The sequence below is a fragment of the Lutibacter sp. TH_r2 genome (genome assembly GCF_033101135.1).
In the GTDB taxonomy this organism is placed as follows: domain Bacteria; phylum Bacteroidota; class Bacteroidia; order Flavobacteriales; family Flavobacteriaceae; genus Lutibacter.
On the sequence record NZ_JAWMPV010000001.1, the window covers coordinates 1,302,371 to 1,315,682 of the forward strand.

Consider the following 13,312-nt stretch of genomic DNA (forward strand, 5'->3'; position numbering starts at 1 on the left):
AGTTTAAAGCGTTCTTATTAATTTTTTGGGCGTTCCATTTGCAAAAGCAAATGTCGGGCTTTGCGCACTCGCTTTTTTTAAAACCAAAAAGTTTAAAAAAAGAGCTCAAACAAATGCTTCAATCCCTAACGCGTTGGTTATTAAGTTAAAAATTGTGTTAAAAGTGATGTTTTTTACACTTAATTGTAATATTCAAAACTCTCAAAACAATTTAAACAGCTAAATTATTTGTAACTTTGTAGGCTATGTAAAAGTTAGGAATTTAATTTTACGAAACAAATTTTAATGAATTATAAGCACTTAACCGAAGTAATAAAAGAAAATTCAGAGCATTTTTCACCTAAAAATGCAATTTTCTATAAAAATAGTAAAACTAAAACATGGGATGGAATTTCATGGAGTAGTTTTTACACTAGAATTCAGAAAGTTTCAAAAGCACTTATAAGTTTTGGAATTAAAGAACAACAGAATGTTGCAATTTTTGCTCAAAATATGGCAGAGTGGATAATTGCAGATATTGCAATTATGAATACTAGAGCTGTAACAGTTCCTATTTATGCAACCAATTCTAAAAAAGAAACAGAATATATTGTAAACGATGCAGAAATAAGCGTAATTTTTGTAGGTGATCAAGAAGAGTTTGATAAGGTTGAAGAAATCTCTAAAACTAATAAATTTTTAAAATTGATAGTTGCGTTAAAACCAACTGTAGATTTAAGAAATCATTCTAACGCAGTTTATTTTACAGATTTTTTAGAAGCCGAATTTCCAAAAAGTGTTGAAACTGAACTAGAAAAACGTTTTTTTGAACATGAATTAGATGATTTAGCAAGTATTATTTACACTTCAGGTACAACAGGAGAGCCAAAAGGTGTAATGTTAGATCACAATAATTTTGCAGCTTCATTAAAAGCACATGAAACAGAATTAAACGTGAATGAAAATGATGTGTCATTAAGCTTTCTACCTTTAAGTCATATTTACGAACGTAGTTGGGTGTTTTTCTGTATTCAATCAGGAATTCAAGTTTATTTCAACCAGAATCCTAAAGAAATTGCAGAGGTTTTAAAAGAAGTAAAACCTACGTTAATGTGTACAGTTCCAAGAATATTTGAAAAAATATTTAACGCTATACAGGAAAAAAGAAAAGAAGCTTCACCAACTAAAATGAAAATGGCAAGTTGGGCGTTAGGAATTGGAAATAGATACCATAACAAGTATAAACGACTTGATAAAAAAGTTCCTTTAGGGTTAAAAATAAAATTTAAAATAGCCGATAAATTAGTTTTAAGTAAATTACGAGGTGTATTTGGTGGTAATGTAAAATTTATGCCTTGTGGAGGCGCACCTTTACAAGCTGATATGGTTTCATTTTTTCATTCGTTTGGTTTAAATATAATGTGTGGTTATGGTTTAACTGAAACTACAGCAACAGTTTCATTATTTGGGTACAAACATTTCGAATTTAATTCTGCAGGTAAAGCTATTGCTGGAACTGAAATTAAAATTGGTGAGAATAACGAGATTTTAGTTAAAGGACCTGGAGTTATGAAAGGCTATTATAAAAAACCTGAAGCTACAGCCGAAGTTTTTACAGAAGATGGTTGGTTTAAAACTGGTGATGCTGGTGTAATGGATGAGTTTGGTAACCTTGTAATTACAGATAGAATTAAAGATTTAATGAAAACTTCTGGTGGTAAATATATTGCTCCACAAAAATTGGAAATGGCAATGGTAGGTGATTCCTTTATTGAGCAAATAGCCGTAATTGGAGATCAACAAAAGTATGTTACAGCTTTAATGGTTCCTAATTATGAGGGATTAAAAAAGTATGCCGATGAGCATTCAATAAGTTTTAAAAATATTGAAGAATTGATTAAGCATAATCAAATTAAAGATATGTTTGAAAAACGTTTTGAGGAGCTACAAAAAGAATTTTCTGGATTTGAAAAAATTAAAAAATTCACCTTATTACCTAAAGAGTTCAGTATTGAAGCTGGTGAAATTACAGCAACTTTAAAGTTAAAACGAAAAGTAATTCAGAAAAAATACAAGGAACTTATTGATAAAATGTATAAAGATTAATTAGTATTTTTGCTTTCATAAATTAACACTTCGTCATTGCGAAACCTTTAGGTTGAAGCAAGCTGTGTTTTCGATGTACAGATTACTTCGTTGTTTCACTCCTTGTAATGGCGTAAATTGAATTTTAAATAAACTATCATTTTGAGCAAATTATATTTAGTACCAACACCAATTGGGAATTTAGAAGATATCACTTTTAGAGCTATAAAAGTTTTAAAAGAAGTAGATTTAATTTTAGCAGAAGATACTAGAACTAGCGGAAAATTATTAAAACATTTTGAAATTTCTACACATATGCATAGTCATCATATGCATAATGAGCATAAAACGGTAGACAATATAGTTCAGCGTATAAAAAGTGGTGAAAACATTGCTTTAATTTCTGATGCTGGTACGCCAGCAATTTCCGATCCTGGATTTTTATTAAGTAGAGCTTGTATAGAAAATGGAGTAGAAATAGAATGTTTACCTGGAGCAACAGCATTTGTGCCTGCTTTGGTTAACAGTGGTTTGCCAAATGATAAATTTGTGTTTGAAGGGTTTTTACCTGTAAAAAAAGGAAGACAAACACGATTAATTTTTTTAGCTGAAGAAACTAGAACCATGATTTTTTATGAATCGCCTCATAAATTGTTAAAAACGCTGACTCATTTTGCCGAATATTTTGGTGAAGATAGATCAATTTCAGTATCTAGAGAATTAACCAAATTATACGAAGAAACTGTTAGAGGTACAATTGCAGAAATTATAGAACACTTTACTAAAAAAGCTCCAAAAGGTGAATTTGTTATTGTAGTTGGAGGTAAGAAATAATATTATCAGCACTTTTTATGAGTTATAAATTACTTTCTTCACCATTACAAGGATTTACAGATTATAGATTTAGAAATGCATTTAACCATTTGTTTGGAGGAATTGATACGTTTTATTCGCCATACATTCGCTTAAATGGAAAACGTACGGTAAAAGCTGCTTATGAGCGTGATATATTACCAGATAACAATAAAAATATTGAAGTAATTCCTCAAGTAATTACAAACAATGCAGAAGAGTTTTTGTTTGTAGCAAATTATGTGCAACAGTTTGGTTACAAAGAGTTAAACTGGAATTTAGGTTGCCCGTATCCAATGGTAACTAAATGCGGAATGGGTTCAGGATTAATTAATAGCCCTGAAAAAATAGATGAAATACTGAATAAAGTTCATAATGAAAGCGATATAACCGTTTCAATAAAAATGAGATTGGGATATGAAAATAGTGAAGAAATATTAAACACGTTGCCTATTTTAGATAAGTATCCATTAAAAAACATTGCTATTCACGCTAGAATTGGAAAGCAATTGTACAAAGGCGGTGTTAATTTAGATGGTTTTCAAAGTTGTATAGATAATACAAAACATACGCTGTATTACAACGGCGATATTACTTCGGTTACCAAGTTTAAAGAAATGCAAGAACGTTTTCCTTCCATAAATAATTTTATGATTGGTAGAGGTTTAATAGCTGATCCGTTTTTACCAAGTATGATTAAAAATAATACGCTAGATTACCCTGATAATAAGCTTGAAGTTTTTAATAATTTTCATAATATATTATATGAGCAATATGGTGAATCTTTGTCTGGAGCAACGCATTTATTGTTGAAAATGTATCATTTATGGGAATATTTTTCACCGTTATTTACCCAAACTCCAAAAGCTTTAAAAATGATTAAAAAGGCAAAAAACATAAAAAAGTACGAACTAGCTGTTGAAGAAATTTTTAAGAAAGAAGGTTTTTAAAAATGTAAATAAGCTATATTTAATTCAGAAATCAAAGCAGCATCTAATTTGAGAATTGCCAGTCACACAGATAAAAATTTAGTAGCCGAAATATTAGTTTCAGCTTTTTCACCTTTAAGAGAAGAAAATTCTATTAATCTTGTTGTAAAAAAAGATGAAAAAAGAACTCAACGAATGAAAGTTTTAATGGAATTTTTATTTGAAAGAGCTTATAATTTTGGGGAAATTTATATTTCAACTAATAACAAGGCTTGTATTCTTTTATTATTTCCTCATCAAGAAAAAACAACTCTGAAAACATTGTTTTCAAAAGTTAAATTGGCTTTTAAATGTATTGGAATTAATCGTGTTTTTAAAGTTTTAAAGAGGCAAGATAAAGTGAAAAAACATTATCCAAAAGGTGAGTATATTATACCTTTAATTATGGGTGTTTTAAATGATTCTAAAGGAAATGGAACAGCTGCACGTTTAATGATAGAAGTTAAAAACCATTATAAAAATAATACATTACCGGTTATTGTTGATGCAGCTTCAAAAAAGAATGTAACTCTTTATAAAAAGTTTGGATTTAAGGTTTTTAAAGAAGATAACTCTTTAGGTTTTCCAATTTATTTTTTACGGTTGAATTAGTAAATTTCTTAAATGAAGTAATTAGACTCATGGCTTGTATTGTCATTCTATATTTGTAATGTATATTTAAGTTTAGTATTATTTTCCCTAACCTCTAATTCAATATTCCTTCCTAAAACCAAAGCTCTATTATCTTTTAAATGTCCAGCAGGAAAATCAAAAACAACAGGAAAATCATATTTTGAAACAGCATCTAAAATAATTTCTTTGGCACTTTTCCCAAACGGAATTGCATTGTCGTGCATATCTGTCATTCCGCCAACAATTAATCCTTTTAAATTCTCAAAATAACCGTTTCCTTTCAAATTCATTAGCATTCTATCTATATGATATAAATACTCATCTAAATCTTCAATAAATAGTATTTTATCGTTAGTATTTATAGAACTTTCACTTCCTAATAAACTATAAAACATAGATAAATTTCCGCCAACTAATTCACCAGAACAATTACCAAATTTATTTTCTTTTGAAGATTCAATTTGATAAGAAATAGTTTCACCAAACAAACTTTTTTTCAAAGTACTTAAAGCTTCATTTGTGTTTTTAGAAACATCTAAAGGCATTGTTGCGTGCAATGTTTGAAAGCCTAAATTATGAATATGGCTATGTAAAACTGTAACATCAGAATAACCTATAATCCATTTTGGGTGTTTTTTAAATTCAGTAAAATCTAATGTATCAATAATTCTAACCGTTCCGTAACCACCACGAGCGCACCAAATAGCTTTAATTTTTGGGTTATCTAGCATTTGCTGAAAATCGTTTGCTCTTTCTTCATCACTTCCCGCAAACTGATTCTCTTCTAAACCAATTGTTTTTCCAATTTGAACTTGTAATCCCCAATTTTTTAATAAATCTATAGCTGGTTGAATTTCATTTAATGTAATTTTTCTAGCAGTTGAAAGTATGGCAACGGTGTCGTTTTTTTGTAAAAAAGCAGGTTCAATCAATTTTTTTTATTTTAAATGTAATTGCAAATTACGAAAAGCCAATGAACTATTCATTTTTCTAACAAACAATCCGTATTTTTGCACTTTCAAAATATTATGTTGATGAGCAATTCAAAAAGATATACCATTACAGCGGCATTACCTTATACTAACGGACCAGTTCATATTGGTCATTTAGCAGGTGTTTATGTGCCAGCTGATATTTATGCACGTTATTTAAGAAATACAGGTAACGATGTACTTTACATTTGTGGATCTGATGAGCACGGTGTACCAATTACTTTAAAAGCAAAAAAAGAAGGTGTAACACCACAAGATATTGTAGATAAATACCACGCAATTATTAAGCAATCTTTTAGTGATTTTGGTATTTCATTTGATAATTATTCGCGTACATCAGCAAAAGTTCATCACAACACAGCTTCAGAATTTTTTAAGAAATTATATGATGAAGGAAAGTTTATTGAAGAAGCTACAGAACAATTATACGATGCTGAAGCAAACCAGTTTTTAGCAGATAGATTTGTAATTGGAACCTGTCCAAAATGTGGTAACGATGAAAGTTATGGAGATCAATGTGAAAAATGTGGAACAAGTCATAATGCTACAGATTTAATCAATCCAAAATCTGCAATTACTGGAAATGTTCCAACAACCAAAGTAACAAAACACTGGTATTTACCATTAGATAAATACGAGCAATGGTTACGTGAATGGATAGTTGAAGGTCATAAAAACGATTGGAAAACAAACGTATTGGGTCAAGTAAAATCGTGGTTAGATGATGGTTTAAAACCAAGAGCTGTAACACGAGATTTAGATTGGGGAATTCCGGTTCCTGTTGAAGGTGGCGAAGGAAAAGTATTGTACGTTTGGTTTGATGCGCCTATAGGTTATATTTCATCAACAAAAGAATGGGCAGCACGTGAAGGAAAAGATTGGGAACCTTATTGGAAAGATAAAGACACTAAATTAATTCACTTTATTGGAAAAGATAATATTGTATTTCACTGTATAATTTTCCCGGCAATGTTAAAGGCTGAAGGAAGTTATATTTTACCTGAAAATGTTCCAGCAAACGAGTTTTTAAATTTAGAGGGCGATAAAATTTCAACGTCTAAAAACTGGGCGGTTTGGTTACACGAATATTTAGCAGATTTTCCAGGAAAACAAGATGTGTTGCGTTACACATTAACGGCAAATGCACCTGAAACAAAAGATAACGATTTTACTTGGAAAGATTTTCAGGCAAGAAATAATAACGAGTTGGTTGCTATTTTTGGAAACTTTATTAATAGAGTAGTAGTACTTACAAATAAATACTATGAAGGTTTAATTCCTGAACCAACTGAATTTACTGATGTTGATAATGAAACATTAGAAAAACTACAAAAATATCCAGGAATTATAGCAAATTCAATTGAGCGTTACCGTTTTAGAGAAGCATCGCAAGAGTTAATGAATTTAGCACGTTTAGGTAATAAATATTTGGCTGATGAAGAGCCTTGGAAACAAGTGAAAACAGATCCAGAACGTGTAAAAACTATTATGTATGTTGCCTTGCAAATTGCTGCAGGATTATCAGTTGTTGCTGAACCATTTTTACCTTTTTCTGCTGAAAAGTTAAAAGGGATTTTGAATATTTCAGAAGAAATAAGATGGAATGATGTTGAAACAAAAGAAGAACTAATTCCTGCAAACCACACTATTGGAAAAGCTGAATTATTATTTGCTAAAATTGAAGATAAAGATATTCAAGTTCAGTTAGATAAATTAGAAGCTACAAAATTAGCGAACGAAGCTGAAAATAAAGTTGTTGAACCACAAAAAGAAACTATTGAGTTTGATGATTTTACAAAATTAGATATGCGTGTTGGAACTATTATTGAAGCTGTAAAAGTGCCGAAAACTAAAAAGTTATTACAACTTAAAGTTGATGTTGGTATTGATACTAGAACCATTGTTTCTGGTATTGCTGAAAGTTTTAAACCTGAAGATATTGTTGGTCAAAAAGTTACTGTATTGGTAAATTTAGCGCCAAGAAAATTACGTGGTGTTGAAAGCCAAGGAATGATTTTAATGACTGATACACCTGATGGAAAACTGGCATTTGTTGAGCCAGGAAACGATTCAGTAAAAAATGGTGAGCAAGTAAGTTAAATGTTTAGCGGTAGACAAATACTTACTAGGTTAAAAAAAAACATCTATTTAGCTGTCTTTTTAATTAGTATTTCAGCATTTTCACAAAATGTTCAAACAAATGCAAACTTATATTCTGCGCAGCAATTAGTTGAAAATATTTTAATTAACAATAGCTGCGTTAGCAATGTAACTGTTACTAATGTAGTTGGTGGGAATTTTGGAGCTACCGATAAAAGTTTTGGTTATTTTAATGCAAATGGCTCTAGTTTTCCTTTTAATGAAGGGTTGGTTTTAAGTACCGGAAAATTATCAAATGTTGAAGGTCCAAATACAACTTTAAGTGATGACGATGCTACAAATTGGGATGGAGATTCGGATTTAGAAAACGTTCTAAATGAAACCAATACTACAAACGCAACAATTATTGAATTTGAATTTACTTCTGTAGCAAATCAAATTAGTTTCAATTATATTTTTGCTTCAGAAGAATACCAAGAAAACAATTCAAATACATGTGTTTATTCTGATTTGTTTGGTTTTTTAATTCGACCAATTTCTGAAAGTGATTATACAAATATTGCTTTAGTTCCAAATACAAATACACCAGTAAAAGTTACAACTGTACATCCTAATATACCTAATGGTTGCTCTGCTATTAATGAAGAATATTTTGGTAGTTGGAACAATGCTAGTTCTCCCATAAACTTTAATGGACAAACAAAGGTTTTAACTGCATCAGCAGCAGTAGTTCCAAATCAAATTTATCATGTAAAATTAGTGATTGCCGATGAGCAGAATTATAGATATGATTCTGCAGTATTTATTGAGGCTGGAAGTTTTCAATCTACCGTTGATTTAGGTCAAGATAGGTTGTTTGCTACCAATAATCCAATTTGTTTTAACAATACACTAGACCTAGATGCTTACACTCCAGGAACCAATGTAACTTACAAATGGTTTAAAAATGGAGTAGAATTGATTGGAGAAAGCAATACTATTTATACAATTCAAAATGAAGGAACATACAGTGTAGAAGTAACAACTAACGGTACTTGTGTTTCTTATGGAGAAATAGAAATAGAATATACAGCAGATTTTAATGTAAATGATGTTTCTTTAGATTTAGCAGATAACGATACTGATGGACTTTCATTTTTTGATTTAAATCTCTCTGAACAGTTTTTTTTGTTTAACAATCCTACAACAAATCTTATAGGTTATTATTTAGATGAGAATGAAGCAATCAATAATACAAATCCAATTCAAAACACATCAGTATTTTTTAATACAGTAGCCAATCAGGTTTTATATGCTAGAATTGAAAATGAGTATGGCTGTTTTAAAGTGAATAAATTAACTTTAAATGCAAACTATAGAAGCACTTCAATAACTGAATTGAATGTATGTGATGATAATAACGACGGATTTACAACTTTTAATTTAAATGAATTAAGAGCGTTAATTGAACCCGAAGTTTCATCTAGTGCTATTATTACTTTTTATAGTTCATATAATAATGCTGCTTATCATCAAAATCAATTACCAGATTCATACCAAAATACAACAATAGATTCACAAGAAATTTGGGTAAAAGCACAAGATATTTATAGAGAATTAATTGCGCCTATAAGTTTAAACGTTTTTAATAATCCAGAATTATTGGAAAATGAAGAACAGTTGTATTGTTTAAATATATATCCTGAAAAAGTTACTTTAAATGCAGGGTTAATAAATACATTGCCAAGTGATTCCTATACTTTTGAATGGAAAAAAAATGGAGTTGATTTAGGGTTGAACCAAAAAGAAATTGAAGTAAGTGAAGGCGGAAACTATGTGGTTCGTGTAACTAACCAAAACAATTGTTTTTCTGAAAGAACTATTCAGGTAATTGAATCTCAATCTGCAATTATAGATAATGTAGAAATTAATGGAATAGGTGTAGAAAGTGATGTAAAAATTATATTAGCTTCTGGAATAATTGGCAACTATGAATTTGCTTTAGACAATGAGATTTTTCAAACAGATAACACATTTTTAAATGTTTCTCCAGGATCTCATACTATAACTGTCAGAGATTTAAATGGATGCGATACTATGAACCGTGAAATATCAGTTTTTGGTTTCCCTAAATTTTTCACACCAAATAACGATGGAAATAATGATACTTGGAATCCTTTTGGAATCAATTCATTAGACAATACAATAACTAGTATTTACATATTTAATCGTTTTGGAAAATTATTAATTAAGTTGGATCCTTATAGTTCTGGTTGGAATGGAGTTTTCAATGGGGAAATAATGCCAAGTTCAGATTATTGGTTTAAAGCGATATTTCAAGACGGACAATTATTTCAAGGTCATTTTTCTCTTATTAGATAAAATTTAAAAATTAATGCAATTACAAAAATTTATACAATCCAAAACTAATCTTCCTTCCAAAGGGATAGAAAATACTATTAAATTATTAAATGAAGATTGTACCATTCCTTTTATTTCTCGTTACAGAAAAGAATTAACTGGGAATTTAGATGAGGTTGAAATTGGAGATATTGTAAAATATAAAACTCAATTTGAAGAGTTAGAAAAACGAAAAACAACTATTTTAAAAGCTTTAGAAGAACAAGAAGTTTTAACTACGGAATTAAAACAAAAAATTGAAGCTACAACAGATGTAACTGTTTTAGAAGACATTTACCTTCCTTTTAAGAAAAAACGCAAGACAAAGGCTGAAACGGCTCGAAAAAACGGATTAGAACCGTTGGCTAAAATGATAATGAGTCAGCGTGTGAACGATTTGGAGTATACTGCTTCAAAATATATAAATAATGAAGTTGAGAATGAAGATAAAGCATTGGAAGGAGCTCGATTTATAATAGCTGAATGGATTAACGAAAGAACCGATATTAGAAATAATATTCGTTATCAATTAGAGCGTTATGCAACTATTTCAACAAAAGCTATAAAAACGAAGGTTGAAGATGAAAAAGCTCAAAAATTTAGAGATTATTTCGATTGGTCGGAGAGTTTAAATAGAATTCCTTCGCATAGATTATTAGCTATTTTGCGTGCCGAAAAAGAAGGCTTTATTCGTGTAAAAATTGAAATAGATAATGAACGTGCTTTGTCTAAAATGGAAGACAGAATTATTCGTTCTAATAACAACTGTAGCGAGCAAATTAGATTGGCAATTCAGGATTCTTATAAAAGATTACTGTTGCCATCATTATCTAACGAAGCTTTAAATGCTGCTAAAGAAAAAGCAGATGACAATGCAATACAAGTATTTGCAAAAAACTTAAAGCAATTGTTACTAGGTTCACCTTTGGGCGAGAAGAATATTTTAGCCATTGATCCCGGTTTTAGAACTGGTTGTAAAGTGGTTTGTTTAAATGCACAAGGAGGTTTAGAGTATAACCAAACTATTTATCCGCACGCTCCAAAAAATGATTCAATTGGCGCCATGAAAAAGATAAATTCGTTGGTGGATGCTTATAAAATTGAAGCTATTGCTATTGGAAACGGAACGGCATCTAGAGAAACAGAACATTTGATTCGTAAAATGCGATTTAATAAAGATGTTCAAGTTTTTGTGGTGAGTGAAGCAGGAGCAAGTATTTATTCAGCTTCAAAAATTGCACGAGATGAATTTCCAAATTACGATGTTACTGTACGTGGTTCGGTTTCAATTGGTAGAAGATTAGCAGATCCGTTAGCTGAATTGGTAAAGATTGATGCAAAATCTATTGGAGTTGGCCAATATCAACACGATGTAGATCAAACAAAGCTTAAAACTTCTTTAGATTCGGTTGTAGAAAGTTGTGTAAATTCGGTTGGTGTAAATATAAATACGGCAAGTCAACCTTTATTGAGTTACGTTTCAGGAATTGGTCCAAAATTGGCTGAAAATATTGTAAAACATAGAGATGAGAATGGCGCTTTTACTTCAAGAAACGATATTAAAAAAGTAGCACGTTTAGGTAATAAGGCTTATGAACAAGGTGCAGGTTTTTTACGAATTAAAAATGCTAAAAACCCGTTAGATGATTCTGCAGTGCATCCAGAAAGTTATTCAATTGTCAACAAAATGGCAAAAGATGAAAAAACTACTGTTGAGAATTTAATTGGAAATAAAGCAGTTCTTCAAAAAATAGATTTAGAAAAATACACGTCTGCAACAGTTGGTTTACCAACGTTAAAAGATATTGTTGCTGAACTTGAAAAACCAGGTTTAGATCCACGTTCAACAGCTAAAGTGTTTACTTTTAACCAAAATATTAGAACAATTACAGATTTACGTGAAGGTCAATTATTACCTGGAATTGTAAATAATATTACCAACTTTGGTTGTTTTGTAGATATTGGAATTAAAGAAAGTGGTTTGGTGCACGTATCTAATTTAGCCGATAAATTTATAAGTGATGTTACAGAAATTGTAAGTTTACACGAGCAAGTAATTGTTAAGGTTTTAGAAGTTGATGTGCAGCGCAAGCGTATTCAACTTTCAATGAAGGATGTAAAAAATTAAAACATGATTAAAAGAGTAAGTTTAGTATTGGTTTTTCTGACTTTTAGTTTGGCACTATACAGTCAAAATGTGTTGTATGTTTATGGCGATGTTGCTGCTGATGGAAGTATTCCTTCAGGAGATAAAAAACCATTTCATCAAATGCGGTTGAATGATGAAGGTAGACTTGGTATGAGTGGCTTTAAAAAGGCTTTGGAAGAAGTGAAAATGAACATATCTGAAGTGTATGATCAAGACATTAGGTTTACTAAAAATTATTTAAAAGATATAGATGTTGTTATTTTAGCTTCAAACCAACGCATGTTTGATACGTCGGAAGCCAAGGCTGTAAAAGTTTGGGTTGAAAATGGTGGAGGTTTGGTAATTTGGTCAGATAGTGCATTTGGTGGAGACTATAAGGAAGTTGGAGTTGATAATCCTATAGGAAGAGATTCAGATAATAGTATTTCAGAACAATTTGGAATGTACTTTTTAACTGATAATGGAGCAGGAAATTATTTAGTAAAAAATTATACTGAAAATCATTTTTTGAATAATTTCAATAAAAAAGGAGGAATAAAATTTAGAGGAGAAGGAGTTAGTTTTGTAAGAACTTCAAAGCCAGCAAAGGTATTAGCAAAAGCTCAAGAAGGTGGTTTAGGAGGTAAATTACGAGTTAATAAAATTGATGGAGTTTTTAATGATAAAACGGATGCATCTTTATCCATTGCAGAAATTAAAAAAGGAAGAGTAATTGGTTTGTTTGATAGAAATTTGTTTTGGAATGCTGGAGCAGGAACGCAATTAAGTCATTCAGATAATAAAGAATTTACACAACGAATGATAATTTGGGCTGCTCAAGTAGAAAACGAAGCTAGAATTATTGAGAACACAAATACTAAAAAATTAGAGAATTTTCCTCCAGAAATTTCAATTTCAAAAGAACTTTTAAAAGATGGTAAAACATTAGAAATTAAAACTGTTATTACAGATAATGATGAAGATGGAATTGATGCTGATATTTCATGGAAACAACTAAAAGGACCAGCAACAGCTATTTTTGAAAATAACAATCCAAACACTACAGAACCAACAATTAGATTACCTCAAAAAGGAGAGTATGTTTTTCAGGCAAGAATTAATGATGGAGAGTTTAATTTTAGGAGAAGTGTAAGTGTAATAAGAGATTAAAATATTATAAAAAACCACTCAATTTG

9 protein-coding genes are annotated in these 13,312 nt (G+C 30.3%); 8 read left to right on the forward strand and 1 reads right to left on the reverse strand.

What is annotated here, in order from left to right; translation table 11 throughout:
• The first annotated feature begins 285 nt into the window (after window positions 1–285).
• The 4 genes from R3X25_RS05435 to R3X25_RS05450 all read left to right on the forward strand — a co-directional run bounded on the left by R3X25_RS05435 (window position 286) and on the right by R3X25_RS05450 (window position 4,496).
• Window positions 286–2,085 carry a long-chain fatty acid--CoA ligase gene (locus R3X25_RS05435; RefSeq protein WP_317672639.1) on the forward strand — a complete coding sequence of 600 codons (1,800 nt, stop codon included), beginning with the start codon at window positions 286–288 and terminating at the stop codon, window positions 2,083–2,085.
• Window positions 2,086–2,226: 141 nt separating this feature from the next.
• A complete protein-coding gene (gene rsmI / locus R3X25_RS05440; RefSeq protein WP_317672641.1) occupies window positions 2,227–2,898 on the forward strand; it encodes a 16S rRNA (cytidine(1402)-2'-O)-methyltransferase in 672 nt (223 codons plus the stop codon).
• 17 nt (window positions 2,899–2,915) lie between these two features.
• Entirely contained in the window at window positions 2,916–3,866 is a 951-nt protein-coding gene (locus tag R3X25_RS05445) for a tRNA-dihydrouridine synthase family protein (RefSeq protein ID WP_317672643.1), read from the forward strand.
• A 48-nt stretch (window positions 3,867–3,914) separates the two neighbouring features.
• Complete coding sequence (locus tag R3X25_RS05450; RefSeq protein WP_317672645.1) at window positions 3,915–4,496, forward strand: GNAT family N-acetyltransferase; 582 nt, start codon at window positions 3,915–3,917, stop codon at window positions 4,494–4,496.
• Between the two features lie 47 nt (window positions 4,497–4,543).
• Here R3X25_RS05450 and R3X25_RS05455 read toward each other — a convergent pair whose 3' ends face one another.
• Entirely contained in the window at window positions 4,544–5,449 is a 906-nt protein-coding gene (locus R3X25_RS05455) for an LD-carboxypeptidase (protein WP_317672647.1), read from the reverse strand.
• Window positions 5,450–5,551: 102 nt separating this feature from the next.
• Between R3X25_RS05455 and metG the strand changes: the two genes are divergently transcribed.
• Genes metG through R3X25_RS05475 form a run of 4 tightly spaced genes read left to right on the forward strand, consistent with a single transcriptional unit; the run spans window position 5,552 to window position 13,286 of the window.
• Window positions 5,552–7,609, forward strand: a complete 2,058-nt coding sequence (metG, locus tag R3X25_RS05460; protein ID WP_317672649.1) for a methionine--tRNA ligase — start codon at window positions 5,552–5,554, stop codon at window positions 7,607–7,609.
• Window positions 7,610–9,970 (forward strand): choice-of-anchor L domain-containing protein, encoded by a 2,361-nt coding sequence (locus R3X25_RS05465; protein WP_317672651.1) that lies wholly within the window; start codon window positions 7,610–7,612, stop codon window positions 9,968–9,970.
• Window positions 9,971–9,983: 13 nt separating this feature from the next.
• Window positions 9,984–12,116: a Tex family protein gene (locus tag R3X25_RS05470; protein WP_317672653.1), complete on the forward strand. Its 2,133-nt coding sequence runs from the start codon at window positions 9,984–9,986 to the stop codon at window positions 12,114–12,116.
• Window positions 12,117–12,119: 3 nt separating this feature from the next.
• On the forward strand, window positions 12,120–13,286 hold the full coding sequence (locus R3X25_RS05475; protein WP_317672655.1) for a hypothetical protein: 1,167 nt from the start codon (window positions 12,120–12,122) through the stop codon (window positions 13,284–13,286).
• Window positions 13,287–13,312 lie beyond the last annotated feature (26 nt).